This window comes from Ureibacillus aquaedulcis (assembly GCF_030418165.1).
Taxonomy (GTDB): Bacteria; Bacillota; Bacilli; order Bacillales_A; family Planococcaceae; genus Ureibacillus; species Ureibacillus aquaedulcis.
On the sequence record NZ_JAUHTQ010000003.1, the window covers coordinates 112,667 to 131,003 of the forward strand.

Consider the following 18,337-nt stretch of genomic DNA (forward strand, 5'->3'; position numbering starts at 1 on the left):
CAACTCCATGTTCTGGTGTTGATTCTTCTTTGATTATGTCAAAAGAAAAAAAGCAGGAAGGGCTTCCTCCTGCTTTTTTATTTTAAATAATTTTCTTATTCATGGGTTGTGTCATCATCAATATCGTTCTGATTTGCTGGACTGTCTACAGAAGGGTTATCGCTAGTTTCACCCTGCTGGTCAGTGCTGTTGTCATCACTATTTGTTTGTGTATCTGATTCAGTATCTGTTTCTGTTTCTGTATTAGTCTCGGTATTTGTTTCTGTATTTGTTTCTGTATTTGTTTCAGTGCTTCCGCCATCTTCTCCTTCGATGATGTTAACATCTGCTTCCCCATCTGTTGTTGCAGGTTCCTCCTCGTTCACATCTACATCTACATCTTCTTCGTCCTCTGCACAACCTGCCAACATTAAAAGAAGTGCTGATGCCGGAATAACGGATTTCATTAGCTTTCTCATAATAATCCTCCTACAATTTAATAGATTTCTCTTTCATAGTTAATGTATACCCTTATTAAATCAGCCTCTAAACATCGTTTTTGAATAGTAAGTCAAAAGAAAAGAAGATGGGAGAAATCTAAAACACTATTTTCCATGTTGCTATCTAGGACTTTCTTCGGTATTACTTATTAGAACCAGTTGATGCACCATCAGTGCTGTCCTCACTATTGGGAGCTGTATAACCATCATCTTCTTCGAGAACGTTAACATCAGATTCCTCATTAGTTGGTATTTCTTCATTATTAGCTGGTACTTCGTTTTCATCGGTTTCATCATTAGTTTCTATATCTTCTATATCGGGTTCAACATTAGTTGCTGGTACTTCTTCTGTGTCTTCTGCACACCCTGCCAACATTAAAAGAAGCGCTGATGCTGGAACAACAGATTTCCACAATTTTTTCATATTTATTCCTCCTACAATACATAGTTTTATCTTTCATGGTTATTAGATACCCCTATTGGCTTGGCTCACAAACATCCTTGCAAAATAGTAAATAAAGAAAAGAGCAACATTCGTTCGCTGCTCTTTCCTTTGTTTAAGCTATTATTGAAATTTTAGAAAGGAATAATTCCCAAGATTACACTTACAACAATCATGACGATTGTTGAGCCGAATGCCCATTTCAAGACCATTCGCTGGAATTTCCCGAAATCTTCTCCTACCATCCCTACTAAAAGGTACGTAGACGGAACCAATGGACTCAGTAGATGCACTGGTAATCCCAAAAGTGACGCTCTTCCAATTAGAGCCGGGTCAATCCCGTACACAGCCCCTGCCTTGGCAAGTAATGGCAGTACGCCATAGTAGAAGGCATCATTGGACATAAAGAATGTAAACGGTGCACTCAGAATCGCTGTAATGACCGCAAAGTGTGAACCCATTGCATCCGGGATGTAATGGATCACGGAATCTGCCATTGCATCGACCATCTCTGTACCAGAAAGAATTCCTGTAAAGATCCCTGCTGCAAAAACCATTGAAACGACCGATAATGCGTTATCTGCATAATTGGCCACACGTTCTTTTTGGTCTTTGATTTTTGGATAATTGACAGTAATCGCGATTGCAAATCCGATCATAAACAATGCAACCGGAGGCAGCAGCTCAGAAATTAGCGCTACTAAAAGTGCGATTGTTAATACGTAGTTGAAAATAATTAGTTTTGGACGTTTAAGCGCATCATCTTCTGCAGTAGCAGCAAGCTGAGCCATCGCTTGGAAATCTACTTCGATAATACCAATGCGTTTTCTTTCCTGTTTACCAAGTATATATGCCATAAATACAACAAAAAGTGCTCCGCCGATCATGGCAGGTATTACTGGCGTGAAGACTTCGGACATTTCAAGATTCAAGGCTGACATTACCCGTGCAGTAGGACCGCCCCATGGCAATAGATTCATTACCCCTGAAGCTGACACTGCAATAGCTGCCAAAACGATCGGCTTCATGCCAATTCTTTTATAGAGTGGCAGCATGGCTGAAATGGTAATCATATAGGTTGTTGTGCCATCACCATCCAAAGAAATCATAAGTGCTAAAATTGCTGTCCCAATCGCAATTTTCACCGGATCCCCTTTAACGATTTTAAGAATGGTTTTAATCACAGGATCAAATACCCCTGCATCAATCAAAGTCCCAAAGTATAGTATTGCAAACAGGATCATAATCCCGGTTGGAGCTACACTTTTGATCCCTTCAAGCATCATTTCACCAATTCCGCTACCAAAGCCGCCAATGATGGCAAATACAGTCGGTATAGTAATTAAAGCGATCATCGCTGATAGTCGCCCTGACATAATCAGTATCATAAATGTTAATATCATTAAAAATCCTATTAAAGCTAGCATCTGTCTCTCATCCCCTTAATCAATTCTGCTATAAAATCTTACTTGTTTACCCCGTATATACATATTAAAATAGAAATCACCATTTGTAAGCGATTGCAAAATAATGTGTTTTAAAAACATTTAGAAAGTTTTGTTCATTGTGTTCACGGGCAATCCTTGAAAGTATCGCAATGGGGGAAATAGAAAAAGTGGGAACTCTTTTTCTAGAGTGCCCACTTCAAACTTAGATGATTAGGGGAGTTTATTTTAATTACACTTTATAATATCTTCTTTCCGGTCTACCTACCACACCATACACCACTTCGGCTTTGCATTGTTTGACGGTGATCAAATATTCCAAGTAGCGTCTCGCAGTCGTTCTTGAAGCACCTATTTGCTCACTCACTTGTTCCGCTGATAGTCCGGAACTGCTTGACTCCAGGACTTCTGTGACTTTGACCAGCGTAATTTCATCGATTCCTTTTGGCAAAGTAGTTTCCCTAGCAGCAGTGGTTGCTGCTGCTTTATTAAAGATTCGATTGACAAACTCCTGGTCTACTTCCTGCCTGGATTTAAGAAGCTGGGATTTTTGAAGATATTCCTCTATTGTTTGGTGAAATGTTTCCATCTTAACAGGTTTTATTAAATACTGCTCGACCCCATAATTAAGTGCTTTTAATAGAATGTCTTTATCCGTGGCTGCTGTAATCATAATAATATCGATATGGGGAAATTGCTTACGAATGGTCGGCAATAGCTCGGTACCAAGCTGGTCCGGCATATACACATCGAGTAAAAGCAAATCCGGATCATGTTCTTCCAGTAATTCGATGGTGTCTTTCCCGTTCAACGCTTTCCCTACTACTTCAATTTCCTTAAAATTTCCTAGGAATTTTTCATGAATCGCAGCGACACGAAAATCATCTTCTGCTATGACTGCTCTAATGTTCACTGTTCTTACCCTCCTAAAGGTTTCTTAGGAAGATACACCGTGAATACCGTGTTCTCTTTCCCATTTTGTACTTCAATAATGCCCCCAAGTTCTTTTACTGCTTTGTTCGCATTGGAAAGCCCATACCCTCTTGGATTTTCTCCTTCTTTTGAAGTAAAGCCGCGGTCAAAGAGTGCAGGCATATCCTCATCCGAAATCCCGTGCCCATTGTCGCTAACTTCAAAAATGATATCTTCTCCTAAATCCGTGGCAAAGAATTTAATGCTTGGGCTTTTACTGCTGGCAACAGCCTCGAATGCGTTATCAATTATATTACCTAAAATAAGCGTCAGTTGCGAAAGATTGATATGCTCGGGGAGTTTATCGATATAGCTTTCCGGGTCAATTACCAGGAGAATCTTCTTTTCGGAAGCCTTCCCTAATTTGCCTAATAGGATGACCTGTACTTTCGTATCCATTATTTGTTTGAAGACAATCTGATTTTGAAATTCCAATTCGGAAGTTTCACCCTGAATCATTTTGATCGCTTCGTCGTACTCTCCCAATTGCAGCAACCCGGACAATGCATACAACTTATTGGTAAATTCATGAGTTTGTGCTCGCAATTCTTCCGAGTATGTCTTCATTTCCGATAAGGTGTTGATCATTTGCTCGATTTCGGTTTTTTCACGGAATGAAGCTACGACCCCTCTTACATTTTTTTCATCTAAAATGGGTGTACAGCTGACAATAATCGTTTTTTCTTTCCAGGTCATCTCCTTATCGAACTGTGGGTGGCCTGTCTTCAATACTTCATATAACTGACTCGAAGGAAATAAACCATCAATCTTTGAATGCCGAACGGAACCGCTAATCCCAAGCAATGCTTTTGCCCGCTGGTTCATCGAAGTAATCATTCCTTTATTATTAATGGACAAAATTCCTTCTTGAACGGAATGCAATACAGCATTTTTTTCTTTGTAAAGGCCCGCAATCTCGTATGGCTCCAATCCTAGCGTATCTTTCCGTATACTTTTTGAAAGCAGGTAGCTTCCTATGATGGATGCGATTAATGCAAGTAGGGAAATTAGCATTTCTTTCGATAGGATTTTAAAGATTTGTTTTTCAATGTCCTCAACTAAAAACCCAACAGACACCACACCAATGATATCGCCATCCTCATTGAAAATGGGAGATTTCCCGCGCATCGACTGGCCCAATGAACCCCGAGCTTCCGATACATAATATTCTCCTTTTTCAATGGCCCGCAGACTGTCGCCGCCGATCATTTTCTTCCCGATTTCGGATTCCTTTGGATGTGAATAGCGAATCCCCTCCGTATTGCCCACTACAATAAATTCAGCCCCTGTTTTCTGCCGGATTCTCTCCACGATCGGTTGAATGCGCTCAGAGGGCTTTTCCAATTCAAATGCCTCGATAATGGAAGGCATTAAGGAAACGGACTTTGATATTTCCAAAGCCAAGCGACCTCTGTCCTCCTCGATCTGCTTCCCATTCACATAGGTATAATAGGATGTTAAAAGAATTATTAATAAAACACTTAGAGATAAAGTTAACCCTAGTATCTTTGTATGTAGTGATAGTTTCACCATTAATCAGCAACCCTCTTATGTTCATTTCTCTTTATTCTAGCGGGATATAAATTTTCTATCAAATTCTTTCCATATATGCTTTGCTTCGCGTTAAATGGTCGCCCCTTATTTTATGATAATTTTACAACCACCCTTTGTGTCTTCACCTACCAGCTTAACCGAATACTTGTTGCTTTCTGCTTCAAAGCTGAATTCACCCTCTTCACTGGAAGTAAAGCTTTGTGAAAAGCATTCTCCCTTCATACTTCTCAACTCGATCGTCAGCGTTCCTCTTTCTACCATCACCGAGTAGTTCATCGTGAATGGATATCCTTTGCTTAAATCAAAATAATAGTATTCAAATCCATCAAACTTCTTATATGTTACTTCTACATGATCCTCGGAACGTTTCATGATATATTTGCCGTAAGTAGTAGTCTTTAGGCGAATAATCCCCTTTTTATAAAGCACAGCAATAATAATGATGAACACACCAAGCATGATTAGATCTTCCATCTACTCGTTTCACCCTTTTCTTTATCTCTATCTATACGATACCTCAAGATACCCCGTTTTAGGAGAAAAATAAAAGCAGACGCACTCCTTATAAGAAGTGCGCCCATTACTACGTGCTATATAGTACATCTTTAAAATCGATAATGAATTCATATATAAAATAACAGCCGAAGCCAAATAGCAACATACCTGCAACGACTGAAGCCCACTTAATCATCTGCCGATTCATCACTTTTCTCGTCAAAGAAACGATCGTCAGCAATCCGATATCATGCAGGAGAATTCCTGATAAGATCCCAAGCGCCACGATGATAAATTGATTCATGCCATCCATATTATACGAATCTGCCAGCACTGCACCAAAAACGGAAATCCAGAAAACTAAATTTCCTGGAGAAACGGCTACCAACAAGCCATTACGGTACGTCGTGAAAAATGACTTGTTCACCTTTTCGCCAGATAGAGAAATATCCTTATCTGCATTTTTGATAGAATCATAGGCAAGCATGAATAGAAAAATTGCGCCGATTATCCAGAGTGGCAGTTGAATGTAAGGTAAAGATAAAAATCTCGCTAAGCCTAAGTACAATGCAATGATTAATAACACATCAATCGTCATACCGCCAATTCCTACAGCCCAGCCATGAATAAATCCATTTTTTAAACCATGTTTCATCATTTCGACAGTAATCGCACCAACAGGCATTGCAATGGCTAGTCCAATCATGACATATGCAAGATACAAACTCATTTCAACACTTCTTTCGAAAATTGATTACTCCTTACGTCCGTTTATAAATATAATTTTATATGAATAATTATAACATTTCAATTCTCGCATTTATAATGTCTTATTTATTCTGGCATATTGTAACGCGGGAAAAAGTTATAGACCAAAAATGTCCCGAATAGCAGGAAGAAGGTCGGGCCAAAAATTGCGCCCTCTGTATAACCGAAGATCCCAAAAACTAGACAAATGAGAGCAAACCATGAAGCCAGCGAACTGACAGTATACGTATAAATGGCGCCGATAAACGTCAGGGTCCGACCCAAAAATTGATCCGTTTTAGGCTCTTTTGCCAGATGAATGAAACTTAGAATAATGCTCCATACCAATAGTGCCGGGATTCCCCATAAAAGAATCCATCCGAATAACTGTACCATTTCACCCCTCCTTATTCTTCATCACTTTTCAATCTAGAATATATCTATGCCCTGAAGCGTTCTTCCCCTATTTTACCATAAAAAGTAATCCCCAAAAACGCACATATATTAGGCACTTCCTTATACAATAAAAGTGCCGCCTGTAAAGAATTATTATTCTACTTAAATCATTATTCATTAATTTCGAAAACCAATATATCGAATAACTTTTCATTCGTATATAGCAGCATCGCCCATTCGCCCGGATTCGGAATATTTACACTTGAAGGAACGTGTGCATCCGCGCCGTTATTTTCGCCTCCGAGACCTATGCTCCAACCTGATGTGAGGATTTGATGGATACTATTCGTTTCTCTGTGAAGGGCAACTACCGTTAGTTTAGTTTCTCCTAGACTTTCCATCCCCCAAAGATGCCACATCCATTTTTGATTGTTGTTTAAGCTTGGCATATTAGCCCCAATTACACCGGATTTATCTTCATTGCCCATCATATTACCATTGAACATCACGGCTTTTTTGTGCCAATCAACATTCTCAAAATCACTTTCTTCCACAAAGTTTGGCATCTCTTCAGGTAAATCCAATTTGTTTTCATCCGTTTCTTTTTTTGAGCAACCAAGAACCATAAAAAGTATACACACTAAAATTAGCCCCAATGATTTAAACTTCAAAATATCCCCCCATAACAGACATTTTTTATTTTTAATTTTACCACTTCTCCAACTTTCTTCCATTATAATCCATATCAACTTTACACAGCGCATTAACGTAAAAAAAGTGGTGACCGACTATTCGATCACCACTTCTTTTATTCCGTTTCCGGGAAGAATACCTGGGCCGTGCTGATGTCCACCAGCGTGGGAGCATTGGTATTGAGTGCTTCTTCCAGCACTGATTCCAGCTCCTTATCTGAAGCGACGCGTAATCCTTTCCATCCGCAGGCTTCTGCCAATTTTATAAAGTCAGGGTTGGTTAAATCTACCCCTAGCTCTTTCTTATTGGCAACTTTAATTTTGTCTCTCTCCATTTGCAGACTCTCATTATTTAAAACAACAACTGTAATATTGAGTTCATAGCGCGTAGCCGTCAATAGATCAGCAAGCACCATTTGAAGTCCTCCGTCGCCTACTACCGCCACTACTTGCTTTTCTGGTTGTGCAAGCTTGGCAGCCATCGCGGCAGGAAGACCAAAGCCCATTGTCCGCCAGTAGCCGGAGAATAATACGGACTGCTCTTTTTGACGGAAGTTGCGGTTCGTCCACACCGTATTATCCCCTGTATCCAGTGCCAGAATAGCGTCCGGTGCCACTGTTCTGTCTAGGGCGCGGATAATGCGTGCAGGATGGGCAGGGAAACCTTCAGTACTGCCTTCCTTCTCATTTTGCGTGGCCCATTTCTCTTTTATTTCCTGGCAACGAGCCACCCAATCTTCAGAGTGGGAGAATCCCTGAAGGTTCTCCGTTAATAGTGGAAGTACTTCCTCAGTTTTTCCGATGATGCCAAGCTCTGTTGGAATAGCACTTACAAATTTATCAAAATGACGGTCAATCTGGATAATCCGTGCATTCGTTGGCACATACCCTTCCGGCCACCATTTCGTGCCTGCAAGAAGTACCACATCTGCCTCCTTGAATAGTTCACCTGCATATGGATTGCCGCCTTCGCCGATCCCTTGCAAAACATGCGGGGAAGCTTCATCAAACACTCCTTTTCCGCCCAAGCTTGCAAGAATGCCGGCACCCCACAATTTTGCAAGTTTCTCCAACTCTTCCGATGCTTGAGCGGCTCCGTAGCCTGCAAGGATCATTGGCCGCTTGGCAGTTTTCATAATTTGCGTTGCTTGATCCAAACTTTCTTTCGTGAAAGTGGAAGCACCCTCTATGACATCCGGCAATGCACGCGGTTCTCCTTTAGCCGGCATCATGAAAAAATCCTTTGGAACGGACAAATGTGTTACAACCCGCTGTCCAAGTGATGTTCGGGCTGCTTTTTGAAGAACTTCAATCGTTGCATCCGGGCTGGCTAGATTAGCGGAATAAGCAGCAAAAGGCTTCATCAGCTCCTGCTGATCAACATACTGCGGATATTCCGTTCCAATTTTATCACTTGGTGCCTGTCCAGTGATGGCAAGTACAGGCGCTTTGTCTGCATGTGCATCACCCAGCCCATTAAGCAAGTTGGTTGCACCAGGTCCCATCGTCGCCGTACATACGCCAAGCCCACCTGTAAGTTTTGCTTCTGCAGAGGCCATAAAAGCAGCGGTCGATTCATGCTTGACCGCAATGTATTTAATTTTATCCTGCTTGGCCAGTGCATCGATGAGCCCTATGGTAGCGTCCCCTACAACCCCATAGATCCGTTTTACGCCGAACAAAGACAATTGATCCAGAATCAACTCTGCAACCGTTCGTTTAGTTTTTTCCATGTCCTATGAACCTCCTTATAGATCTTTCCAACCTTCCAGGCACAAAGCATCTATTTGATTTTCGTTCATATTATTTTTTCCCGAAAGAGCGGCGGTTAATCCTCATTTTTCCAAACGCCATAATCTGGTACTTGGAAAAAGACACTTCCCTTATTCAAGGGAAATGCCATTAAGTTGAAAACGATTCAACTGCTATAAGTTGGATTATAGATAACGAGACTACTTTTTCTAGGCAACGTATTTTCGAACAACATAAATTGATAGAATCAATAAAATGACAAGAACTATTACGATGATCATTGGATCATTTTTAAAACCGATCCCACCCAATGTGACTAAGATTGCACCTAAAATAAATTGTGACCCTCCCATAATCTCCGCTACTTTCTTTTTATCCTTAATATATTTGTTTCGTAGAAAAGTTAATAATTCAATCCTTTGTTTCACACCAATTAGATAACCCACAATTAATAACAATACTCCAATAATTAATAGGTTTACATTCAAAGCCAATACCCCCCACATAACTTTTTTATGTAGTTTCACTTACGATATATGTCTTTACTTTACGTTTTCATAAGCCTGATTGTTTCAAACTTGGGGTTAGCATCCATTTTTTCTTTTGGAGTAAAAGTTATGTTATTTGAATTAATTCTCTAAATCCAAAGAAAAACCTTTTTCAAATAAGTGCCTTATTGTTCAAAGGAAAGCACAATCTGGGGTATGTAAAGCTTTCTGATTGGATGTCATCTTTGGTATCCCCCTGTTCCTCAATATAGGAGGGATATTGTTGCTATAAACGAACTCATTATATGGATTTCCATTGTTAAGTACATAGAGAAACCAAGCGGGAACACCTACCACAAAAAGAAAAAAAAATATAATAAAGCCGATGATCTATCTTTTGTATTTTTGAAAACATTTTTTACCACCTTCACTATAACTCTCTATTTGTATAATTTTACATTTTTAGTATCTTAAGATAATGAAAATTATTACAATTATCATTTCGAACTTTTTTCGAAAAAGAAAAAAGACCGCCCTTCACTACGGAAAGGCGATCTAGAAATGATCGAATATCTTCTACAGTTTTTATTTTACTTCCTGAGAAGCATATTATTATTTAAACATAAAAATTTGGGCTAATTTTGTTGCGGAAATACTTATTCCAAGTCGTACCCTATTGCTGAAGAACAGAGACTCTTTCAATACAACAACCATTTAAGAGGATTGGTAATTTGATATTTCCGCAGCATTTCGCGATTTTTTTCTATGATTTCTTTATTTTTAGCTATCGTTTCTTTTATATTTAGTCGCTTTTCATTATCGTTAGCTTCAGGGTAATTTTTTAGGTTTGTATCCAATTGAGGTACTGATGTTTTATTCTTATCCATATCATTTTATCCTCCTGTCTATCGATTGAATAATATTTATGATATTCTTTGGCAACAATCTCCAGTATCCCTCGTCTTTCCAATTCACTACTACGTCTAATCCTTTAAACATTATCAGAAAGATGAATACATTCAATTGTTACATCATAATTGGCTTTGCAAATCATCAGAAAGCTTAAAGACCATAATGCGTTCCCCGGTAACTGTACTCAGATCGGTATAAAAACTTACCACTTCCATACCTGTTAGGTTTACTATTACTTCTTTTATTTCTTCCACCCCTGATTCCACCAGGCTATTTCGCATTTTTTTAACTGATAATAGGCCCTCTTTTTCTTGGCATACTGAATATTCAGCTGGTGATAAGACCCCTTTCAACACGACAACCACCATATCCCGCAGGATATCTGATTTAACCGACACGGAACCGCGCCCTAGATAATTTTTCTCCCAATGAGTCAATACTTTACTGATCTCGGCTTCAAGAACACCTTTTGTTTTAATCATAATAACTTCCTTCCTTCCATTGCTCATTTAATCGTTATACATATATTTTTCGAAACTCCGCTATAGTCTGTATCTTCTACTTTAACTATAATCTAAAAACATGTTTCTTCCTATATGGTATAAGTCTCGATTTTGAACGGACAAATAACTTATAAACTTCTCCCATGTCCCTCTAAAACCAAAATGATGCAAATCGAAGCCAAGGTGTTGAACATATAAATTGTTTATACCGAGTCACTTGCTGCTTTCATTTGTAAAAAAATAAAAACCGACAATTAAAAAGATAATGGTTTCAAATAATCAAACCATTAAATCTTGAAAATTGTCGGTTTACTTTTAACTAACCTAGTCTAGGTTTTTTAAATAGTCTACCTATTATTTACAATGATTTTTTAGTTTCCTTTATTCTTTGAATTGATAATCAATGTCCAAAGCGGGTTGACTATCAAACCTAAGATAATAGGAATGTATAAATCTCTATTTATATTATAAATCTTATTACTTAGTTAGCTCTATGTCAAGGTTTAATTTGTATTTTTCCTCTACTTTTCTCTTCCTTTCTTTGCATTTTCTGTTCTTGAAACAAAAATATCATTACTTGCTACCTTTCGAATTACTTCTCCTACTGAATCGTCGTGATAACTAGCGCTTTGCTACTGTTCGGTTCACCTTTCCTTTAGAATCGTAGTAAAACTAAGCATTTTGCCCCGTTGATATTGCTAAATGCCGAAATGCTGACTGTATGATTACAATGCCAGCTGCCCCTCACCTTTTCTCCTAGTGGGATAGGATTGGGCTTTGAATTAGAAGGAAAGTCATGATTAAAATTCGGTAGAGGGGGTAATATGTTACCATGAAAGGGTGATTGAAATGGATAACATGATGAAACAAGAAGAAATCGAAACAATGAGAGAATTAATTAAAGATATCGACATAGCTATGTTGACTACGTCAACAGAAGATGGGCTTGTTTCTCGTCCCATGAAGACACAGGAAGTAGAGTTTGATGGCGACTTATGGTTTTTCACTAAAAAAGATACGGATAAATATGAAGAAATATTACATGATCAAGATGTTAATGTAGCATATGTAGGTAAATCCTATGTTTCTGTCCGTGGTAGAGCGGAAATCGTTGAAGATTTAGAAAAGAAAAAGGAATTGTGGAGCAAAGCATACGAGAAAATTATGCAAACTTCCTATGATGATCCGAACTTGATCTTGATCAAAGTAAAGGTGGACGCAGCCGAATATTGGGATTCAGGAAATTTCATAAAGAAGGTTGCCTTCTACTATAAACGCATGACAGGGCAAAGTTCTCAGTCAACAGATATTAATGACACGTTGGAATTAAATGATTAACAAAAAATGGGTTGTCTGGTTATAGGACAATCCATTTTGCATTGATTCCTAGGTTCAGAACCCCATAGTAAAGTAAGAGAGAATTTTTAAACTTCTCTTTTTGATTTCTTACCCCTTATATACATAAACAAACTTCTAAAAAAGACAAAGTAGCTAAGCAGTAACAGTACCACTATTCCATATCCTTGTTTAGGGAAATTCTCAAAAATAAAATTTTTCTGGGTAATAACAAAATAATTTACCATAACTAATAAAATTAAATAATAAATGATAAATATCAGTTCCTTTTTTGCTTTGAACAGGAACGAAAATATTAACGTCAATACCGATACAACAGTAAAAATCCCCGTAAAATCGAGAACAAAGTTGGCGAATTCCACTTAGACCACTCCTATCAGTATTGCAAACTTTCATTTTGTAATTGATATCCATTAAGGTATTCCATATCATTACAAAAAAACCTTCTCCTTCACAATCCCGATTGCATATTACTGTACACAGTTGAGCCCCTAACGAAATAAGCGGTCTTCTTAACCCTGCCTTTTACTCAAAGGCCACCCAACCTTTTAATGCTCTCAATTCTTCTAAATCTTCCAATGCTTCAGAAGCAGAGTAAGATCCCTCTTACTATCCAATCTTCCCTTCCCTCTTCATTGTTTTGTTTCTCACATCCTTTAATTTTTAAAATTCGTGTAAAAATTTTAAGGAAAATTTGTTTACTTATTCAGTTGGACTGTATATACTATTATTAAGTTCAACTATATAGTCAAACTGAATAGTAGGTGAGTAGATGAAACATAAACTTTTGCCGTTATCCGAAACCATGCACTATATTTTACTGGCTCTACGCGAACCGCTTCATGGATATGCCATTATGCAAAAGATCGAAAAAATGAGTAAAGGCACAGTGATCTTGGCTGCGGGCACTTTATATGGAGCGATCGAGAATTTAAGTAAGCATGGCTGGATTGAGCCAGTATCCGGAGAGACTGGTAGACGAAAAGTTTACAAAATTACAGAGGATGGCCTGACAATTTTGAAGATCGAGCATCAAAGATTACTCCATATTTTATCATTATATGAAATGAGTGAGAGCGATGAGGAAATTTAAATTGTTTTTAAATATTTTAAAAGAAGAGCAATGGTTAAATGAGCATTTACAAAAAGGGTATCAATGTACTAACGTTAGTGGAGTAGGACTCTATACATTTAAAAGAACAGATAAAGCCCATATTATACGGCTGGATTATCAGGATTATTTATCAGCAGATAAATACAAAGAATACAAGATGATATACGAGGATTTCGGGTGGACACATATTAGAGGTTCGAGACTTGGCAGTATCCATTATTGGCAAAAAACAGCCGATAGTCAAAATGAGATTTTCTCGGATCGTCAATCCTTTGTACATTACTATAAACGATTAATGAATTACTCATTATCGCTGGCTTTTACGTTTTTGATCATTAGCTATATGATCTATGAGGATTCAAGTTTATATCAAACTCAGGGGCTTTGGGATATGGAAGGATCATTGTTTTGGAAAGCGTTTTTATTTGAAACACCTTTTGCCATTTTTAAAGCAATTCCCTTATTCATGATACTATTCTTTGGCATCAACTACTACCATGCATATCGCCAATACTCAACATTAAAAGAGAAATAGCATTTACCTAATACGAGAGAAGCTATTCAACTTCCTGATGAATGTCCCTTATATAGGGACTTATTTTTTTGTTTACTTCGCAATATAGGTGAAATTTGAAATTCGCATTTCTTACAAAAGAATTGAGCCTTTATACGCAATAATAAAAGCAACCCGGGTTCGGTTGCTCTACGTAACAGTAAAACGATTATTTAAATAAACCCAATTCTGAGGGGCCGGCAGGTTCAATTGCCAGTATGTTACACCCAACAATTGATATTGGTCCACTAAATTATATTTTTCCTGATAACTTCTGATATCTTCAAACCAAACGATATGTTCCTCATTCCCCTTCCAATATCGATACCATGGTGAGGCAGCTGCCTGATCAAATTCAATCACTGTGTTGGCAGAGATTGCCTGGTTTTGGGCCCCATTAACCGACAAAGCCGTGGTCGTATTATCGATTATCCGCCAATCATATCCATACAACGGAAAAGCAATTTGTACCTTACGGGAATCAATCAAACTTGTTGCATACCGGACAACCTGATGCATCCACCACAACGGGGCTATCGGATCGGGCGGACCGCCTGGATATCCATAATCAATTGTCATAACAGCTACTACGTCCGCTATCGATCCAATTGCCTGATAGTCATAGGCTCCTACAATACGATTCGTTGGAAGGTCTTCTGTTTTTGCATGTACATTCACATGTAGAATGCGTGTACCAAGAGCAGCTTTTAATTCAGTTAGCAATCGATTAAAATCTCCCCTTCGTGCTGGAGGAATAAATTCAATATCAAGGGAAACTCCGTCATATTCTTTTTCATTCACAAACCGCAGTAAACTATCTATTAAATTTCTCCGGTAAACTGGATTAGCAAACACATTCCCCGCTAATTCAGCACTAAAACCCTCGGATGTAAAGTTGCGAATCATTAAAAGAGGCCTGACACCCAGACTCTTGCTTTCCCTAACGACCTGTGTATCATCCAATAGCACATAGGCATAGCCTTGTGATGTGAACGAATAAGAAACAACTGCTATATACGTAAGCGAATTGGATAAAGTCCGAAGAATTGGTAAAGCGGACTGTGGTGAGTATGGGATAATAAATCCTAGCGTTTCAATTTGGGGTTTCAGTGGAGTTGGAAGCAGGATTCTCCGGCCAATAGTTAATTGACTTGGATCTAACCCTGGATTTGCTTGTAATATAGCTTGTATCGTAGTTTTAAAACGATTAGCTACCTGCCAAAACGTATCCCCTGCTTTGACTGTATAAGGTCTGTTCTGAACAACAGCTTGGTCTGGAATGTAAAGAGCAAGACCGGGTATGATGGCACTCATGGAAGGCAAACCATTCACCTCAACAATAGTAGAAACCTGAACCTGATAGAGATTTGCAATTTGCCATAGGGATTCTCCCCTCTTGACAACATGAACGGTCATTCGTTTCACCCCCTTGTTCCCAGTATATGGTCCTGCATTCGTTAAATAGCACCTAAAAATGGGGGATACCGACATATTTAATACTCTATTATAATCATGATCAAACTGAGTCAATCCAGATTTGGGAGTGGGGCTGGGGATGAATTTTGTTCTCATTCCCCCCTTCCCTTTCATCCTTAATCATACTTTGAACCTATTATGAATCAAGTTTATTGTCGTAAAGAAACTTCAATCTTTTTAACTGGCTTTTCGAAGAAACACGTCTTAACAGATAATCTCTTAATTTTATAAAGATACGATTTTCTGACTGCGCTACTTCTCCAATCCGTCGGGACATTTTGATTATTTTAGCTGTCCTCTTTACTCTCAATTTTTCAAAATGCTTAAAGGCATCTTCCATACTTGAAAATTTACTTATGCACGATGCCAGAATTATGGCATCTTCAATTGCCTGACCGGCTCCTTGCCCCATATTCGGAGTTGTTGCGTGTGCGGCATCCCCAATTAGAAGGATTCTTCCGAACGCAAATTGCTTAATAGGAACAATATCAATAATGTCGTTATGAAGTATGGCTTCAGCTTTCGTTAGATTGATCAGCTCAGGGATAGGGGCATGATAATCTTTAAACAGGGTAAAGATTTCATTTTTTCTTAACCTGGCAGTTTCCGAATCATTATATGGAGCATTTACACAAGCGAACCAATATACTTTTTGTCCGGCCAGTGGAACAATGCCAAAGCGCCCATTCGGTCCCCACGTTTCTGAAGCTGCATTCTGATAACGTTTGATTTGATCAACATCAGCAACACCTCTCCAGCAGGTATAACCGGCATATCGAGGATATGAATCAGGGATAAGCTTTTTACGGAACAGGGAATGAATTCCATCTGATGCGATAACATAATTTGCCGTTGCTACCGACCCATCCTCAAATGTTAGCCTGACTACATTTTCATCTTGAAAGAAATCCACACACTTCTTCCCGCATAAAACGGTTTCTTGCTTAAGATTTCTAAGCAGAATTCCATGCAATGCTGCTCTATGGATGGTTACATTATCTGTGCCAAATTGTTCACTGATAAACTTCGTATCCATTTTATTGATTTGTTTTCCAGTTTCATCATAAATAATCATTGCCTCAAGTATTCTTCCGGCTTCAATTACTTGTTGATCCAAGTCAAGTTTTGCTAATGCTTTTATAGCATTGTTGCCTATACCTAAACCCGCTCCCACGGATTTAATTTCTGATGAACCTTCAAAAACGACGGTCTCTATCCCAGCCTGTTGTAGAGCAATTGCCGTACATAAACCTCCAATGCCGCCCCCAACAATGGCAATCCTTCCTTTAAACCCCATTTCCTTCGCTCCCTTAGCATCTAACTAAATTTTTTTATCTTGTTTAGTATTTGCTATTTACTCATTACCTTTCGACCAAGTAAATATAAACTAAGTATCAATAACAGGAACGGGAATCCTTCAACTGCCAAGAAGCCTATCGCTCCTGCATATTCAGAAGTTCCATCATCTCCTGCCAATGCTCCTACTAGTAGAGCAAATGGTATTGTTACGACGTTTATTAATAGCATGGCAATAAAAAAGAATATTTCTAGATAATACGTTGGGGCTAGCTTCTTTAATCCAGTCAATACCATACCTCCAACAAGGAATGCGATGAATAAAATGATAATGATTCTTTCCATTTTTATGTTAACCTCCATAGTTGCTTTATAAATAGGCAAATCGCTTTTTGAATTATTTAATCAACTAATATTTTCTGTCTTTCTATTTCTATATTATCAGCATTATAGTTCGCAATATCATATTCTATATAAACAGTATCCCCTTGCTGTAAATTCTTCAAAGCAAGAGACTCTCCTTTTTGGTTTACAATTTTCTAGGTACTTGTTCTTTTAACTTTAATCTGTTTTTGATCATCTTCGTAAGAAAGATTACTTTCTTTTGCGTACTTAATAAATGCTTTTGAGATATCCACATAAATAAAATTGCTATCTGAATATGAAAAAAGACCTGATGTCAGATCGTTTCCACCGTTAATTTCACTTGTTTCAGTATTAGTATTTATTGAGATGCAACCAATTAAAAAAGCAACCGGAAGTAAAATAAAAAAGTAACTGCTCATGATTTTCATATTTTTTTTTTCTCCTGTTTAAAATGACTGAATGCTTTTCAAGTCCATCCCCTTAAATTTAGACATTTATTTCAGTAAAAAGTTTCAAAATGCTGGTTTGATTAATTGACCCATTATTAAAAAAGCGATCCTTCTTTAGAAGAATCGCACCCTTTAACAGAAGACCTGATTTCATTTTAATCTTACTAATATAGAAGAAATCTTGCACAAAATTATTTGCTTTTAAATTTAAATGTATTTTTCTCTACACATATTGCTTCATCAAGAGATTTGATCATAACATCAAAATGCTGACTGTATGGGTGCATAAATACTTCGTATTGAATCCGGCGTTCTTCATGAGAGTGCCTTAAATAATTGAGATTGGCGCCCCTTTCAACAATATCACGGCTCGACCTTCTCAATAATTCAGTTTCACCATCTGTATAAAAGTAAATTTTCAGATCAAATAAATCCGGATTAATAAATGCGACACTCATTCCTTCGACAATCGTTACTTTATTTTTCGAAGAGACTAACTCGCTTTTCATAAAATGCGTAGCTAGCGTATATAAATCTAAACCAGCTCTAACCATCCAAATATCCCTTTCTAAAGAAGGCAAATGATGAGCTGATGGATGGCAAGCCGTCATTTTGAAACGGTGATCTTCATTTTGATATGTATAGTCAATCATTGCATGCTTTCTTATGCTTGAACTCACAATATATGGATCTGTATTAATATAATTCACTTCATTTTGGTTTAGTAGGTTTACAAGCCTATTGGCAAACGTTGTTTTTCCTGCAGCCCCATGTCCTGAAATACCAATAACAAGCCGTTCCTCGGCCAGTCGGATCCACTCTACTATTTCTTGCAATAACTTATTCATCT

Annotated in this window: 21 protein-coding genes; 3 read left to right on the forward strand and 18 right to left on the reverse strand. The window is 38.1% G+C overall.

The annotated features are described in order from the left end of the window. Positions 1 to 95: 95 nt before the first annotated feature. The 13 genes from QYB95_RS05355 to QYB95_RS05415 form a co-directional block, all read right to left on the reverse strand. Positions 96 to 458: a hypothetical protein gene (locus tag QYB95_RS05355; RefSeq protein ID WP_301137219.1), complete on the reverse strand. Its 363-nt coding sequence runs from the start codon at positions 456 to 458 to the stop codon at positions 96 to 98. A 163-nt stretch (positions 459 to 621) separates the two neighbouring features. Further along, a complete protein-coding gene (locus QYB95_RS05360) occupies positions 622 to 903 on the reverse strand; it encodes a hypothetical protein (RefSeq protein ID WP_301137220.1) in 282 nt (93 codons plus the stop codon). Between the two features lie 152 nt (positions 904 to 1,055). Then, positions 1,056 to 2,348 (reverse strand): CitMHS family transporter, encoded by a 1,293-nt coding sequence (locus QYB95_RS05365; protein ID WP_301137221.1) that lies wholly within the window; start codon positions 2,346 to 2,348, stop codon positions 1,056 to 1,058. A gap of 250 nt (positions 2,349 to 2,598) precedes the next feature. After that, on the reverse strand, positions 2,599 to 3,279 hold the full coding sequence (locus tag QYB95_RS05370; protein WP_301137223.1) for a response regulator: 681 nt from the start codon (positions 3,277 to 3,279) through the stop codon (positions 2,599 to 2,601). A 5-nt stretch (positions 3,280 to 3,284) separates the two neighbouring features. Further along, positions 3,285 to 4,871, reverse strand: coding sequence for an ATP-binding protein (locus tag QYB95_RS05375; protein ID WP_301137224.1), 1,587 nt, complete (start codon positions 4,869 to 4,871; stop codon positions 3,285 to 3,287). A gap of 105 nt (positions 4,872 to 4,976) precedes the next feature. Beyond that, on the reverse strand, positions 4,977 to 5,366 hold the full coding sequence (locus tag QYB95_RS05380; protein ID WP_301137225.1) for a hypothetical protein: 390 nt from the start codon (positions 5,364 to 5,366) through the stop codon (positions 4,977 to 4,979). Positions 5,367 to 5,475: 109 nt separating this feature from the next. After that, positions 5,476 to 6,117, reverse strand: coding sequence for a LysE family transporter (locus tag QYB95_RS05385; RefSeq protein ID WP_301137226.1), 642 nt, complete (start codon positions 6,115 to 6,117; stop codon positions 5,476 to 5,478). 104 nt (positions 6,118 to 6,221) lie between these two features. Beyond that, entirely contained in the window at positions 6,222 to 6,530 is a 309-nt protein-coding gene (locus QYB95_RS05390; protein ID WP_301137227.1) for a hypothetical protein, read from the reverse strand. 170 nt (positions 6,531 to 6,700) lie between these two features. Continuing rightward, positions 6,701 to 7,201, reverse strand: coding sequence for a hypothetical protein (locus tag QYB95_RS05395; RefSeq protein WP_301137228.1), 501 nt, complete (start codon positions 7,199 to 7,201; stop codon positions 6,701 to 6,703). 137 nt (positions 7,202 to 7,338) lie between these two features. After that, positions 7,339 to 8,955 carry a thiamine pyrophosphate-binding protein gene (locus QYB95_RS05400; RefSeq protein ID WP_301137229.1) on the reverse strand — a complete coding sequence of 539 codons (1,617 nt, stop codon included), beginning with the start codon at positions 8,953 to 8,955 and terminating at the stop codon, positions 7,339 to 7,341. A gap of 228 nt (positions 8,956 to 9,183) precedes the next feature. Beyond that, positions 9,184 to 9,462: a hypothetical protein gene (locus tag QYB95_RS05405; protein WP_301137230.1), complete on the reverse strand. Its 279-nt coding sequence runs from the start codon at positions 9,460 to 9,462 to the stop codon at positions 9,184 to 9,186. Between the two features lie 698 nt (positions 9,463 to 10,160). Beyond that, positions 10,161 to 10,349, reverse strand: coding sequence for a multidrug transporter (locus tag QYB95_RS05410; RefSeq protein WP_301137231.1), 189 nt, complete (start codon positions 10,347 to 10,349; stop codon positions 10,161 to 10,163). Between the two features lie 144 nt (positions 10,350 to 10,493). Then, a complete protein-coding gene (locus QYB95_RS05415; RefSeq protein WP_301137232.1) occupies positions 10,494 to 10,856 on the reverse strand; it encodes a Na-translocating system protein MpsC family protein in 363 nt (120 codons plus the stop codon). An 870-nt stretch (positions 10,857 to 11,726) separates the two neighbouring features. Here QYB95_RS05415 and QYB95_RS05420 point away from each other — a divergent pair. From QYB95_RS05420 to QYB95_RS05430, 3 genes are all read left to right on the forward strand, one after another. After that, on the forward strand, positions 11,727 to 12,215 hold the full coding sequence (locus QYB95_RS05420; protein WP_301137233.1) for a pyridoxamine 5'-phosphate oxidase family protein: 489 nt from the start codon (positions 11,727 to 11,729) through the stop codon (positions 12,213 to 12,215). Positions 12,216 to 13,005: 790 nt separating this feature from the next. Then, a complete protein-coding gene (locus tag QYB95_RS05425; RefSeq protein ID WP_301137234.1) occupies positions 13,006 to 13,326 on the forward strand; it encodes a PadR family transcriptional regulator in 321 nt (106 codons plus the stop codon). Further along, on the forward strand, positions 13,313 to 13,882 hold the full coding sequence (locus tag QYB95_RS05430; RefSeq protein WP_301137235.1) for a DUF2812 domain-containing protein: 570 nt from the start codon (positions 13,313 to 13,315) through the stop codon (positions 13,880 to 13,882). Before QYB95_RS05425 ends, QYB95_RS05430 begins: the two co-directional genes overlap by 14 nt. A 168-nt stretch (positions 13,883 to 14,050) precedes the next feature. Here QYB95_RS05430 and QYB95_RS05435 read toward each other — a convergent pair whose 3' ends face one another. From QYB95_RS05435 to QYB95_RS05455, 5 genes are all read right to left on the reverse strand, one after another. Then, a complete protein-coding gene (locus QYB95_RS05435; RefSeq protein ID WP_301137236.1) occupies positions 14,051 to 15,316 on the reverse strand; it encodes a glycosyl hydrolase family 18 protein in 1,266 nt (421 codons plus the stop codon). Between the two features lie 196 nt (positions 15,317 to 15,512). Continuing rightward, positions 15,513 to 16,673: an FAD-dependent monooxygenase gene (locus QYB95_RS05440; protein WP_301137237.1), complete on the reverse strand. Its 1,161-nt coding sequence runs from the start codon at positions 16,671 to 16,673 to the stop codon at positions 15,513 to 15,515. Positions 16,674 to 16,726: 53 nt separating this feature from the next. Beyond that, on the reverse strand, positions 16,727 to 17,017 hold the full coding sequence (locus QYB95_RS05445; RefSeq protein WP_301137238.1) for a hypothetical protein: 291 nt from the start codon (positions 17,015 to 17,017) through the stop codon (positions 16,727 to 16,729). A gap of 194 nt (positions 17,018 to 17,211) precedes the next feature. Next, positions 17,212 to 17,466 (reverse strand): hypothetical protein, encoded by a 255-nt coding sequence (locus QYB95_RS05450; RefSeq protein ID WP_301137239.1) that lies wholly within the window; start codon positions 17,464 to 17,466, stop codon positions 17,212 to 17,214. Positions 17,467 to 17,678: 212 nt separating this feature from the next. After that, positions 17,679 to 18,335, reverse strand: coding sequence for a uridine kinase family protein (locus QYB95_RS05455; RefSeq protein ID WP_301137240.1), 657 nt, complete (start codon positions 18,333 to 18,335; stop codon positions 17,679 to 17,681). Between the last annotated feature and the right edge of the window lie 2 nt (positions 18,336 to 18,337).

Excerpts from the sequence above, each read along its gene's own strand:
- QYB95_RS05355 (WP_301137219.1), bottom strand. The coding sequence starts at position 458 with ATGAGAAAGCTAATGAAATCCGTTATTCCGGCATCAGCACTTCTTTTA.
- QYB95_RS05440 (WP_301137237.1), bottom strand. The coding sequence starts at position 16,673 with ATGGGGTTTAAAGGAAGGATTGCCATTGTTGGGGGCGGCATTGGAGGT.
- QYB95_RS05380 (WP_301137225.1), bottom strand. The coding sequence starts at position 5,366 with ATGGAAGATCTAATCATGCTTGGTGTGTTCATCATTATTATTGCTGTG.
- QYB95_RS05365 (WP_301137221.1), bottom strand. The coding sequence starts at position 2,348 with ATGCTAGCTTTAATAGGATTTTTAATGATATTAACATTTATGATACTG.
- QYB95_RS05455 (WP_301137240.1), bottom strand. The coding sequence starts at position 18,335 with ATGAATAAGTTATTGCAAGAAATAGTAGAGTGGATCCGACTGGCCGAG.
- QYB95_RS05375 (WP_301137224.1), bottom strand. The coding sequence starts at position 4,871 with ATGGTGAAACTATCACTACATACAAAGATACTAGGGTTAACTTTATCT.
- QYB95_RS05415 (WP_301137232.1), bottom strand. The coding sequence starts at position 10,856 with ATGATTAAAACAAAAGGTGTTCTTGAAGCCGAGATCAGTAAAGTATTG.
- QYB95_RS05435 (WP_301137236.1), bottom strand. The coding sequence starts at position 15,316 with ATGACCGTTCATGTTGTCAAGAGGGGAGAATCCCTATGGCAAATTGCA.
- QYB95_RS05430 (WP_301137235.1), top strand. The coding sequence starts at position 13,313 with ATGAGGAAATTTAAATTGTTTTTAAATATTTTAAAAGAAGAGCAATGG.
- QYB95_RS05390 (WP_301137227.1), bottom strand. The coding sequence starts at position 6,530 with ATGGTACAGTTATTCGGATGGATTCTTTTATGGGGAATCCCGGCACTA.
- QYB95_RS05450 (WP_301137239.1), bottom strand. The coding sequence starts at position 17,466 with ATGAAAATCATGAGCAGTTACTTTTTTATTTTACTTCCGGTTGCTTTT.
- QYB95_RS05445 (WP_301137238.1), bottom strand. The coding sequence starts at position 17,017 with ATGGAAAGAATCATTATCATTTTATTCATCGCATTCCTTGTTGGAGGT.
- QYB95_RS05400 (WP_301137229.1), bottom strand. The coding sequence starts at position 8,955 with ATGGAAAAAACTAAACGAACGGTTGCAGAGTTGATTCTGGATCAATTG.
- QYB95_RS05360 (WP_301137220.1), bottom strand. The coding sequence starts at position 903 with ATGAAAAAATTGTGGAAATCTGTTGTTCCAGCATCAGCGCTTCTTTTA.
- QYB95_RS05410 (WP_301137231.1), bottom strand. The coding sequence starts at position 10,349 with ATGGATAAGAATAAAACATCAGTACCTCAATTGGATACAAACCTAAAA.
- QYB95_RS05425 (WP_301137234.1), top strand. The coding sequence starts at position 13,006 with ATGAAACATAAACTTTTGCCGTTATCCGAAACCATGCACTATATTTTA.
- QYB95_RS05420 (WP_301137233.1), top strand. The coding sequence starts at position 11,727 with ATGGATAACATGATGAAACAAGAAGAAATCGAAACAATGAGAGAATTA.
- QYB95_RS05385 (WP_301137226.1), bottom strand. The coding sequence starts at position 6,117 with ATGAGTTTGTATCTTGCATATGTCATGATTGGACTAGCCATTGCAATG.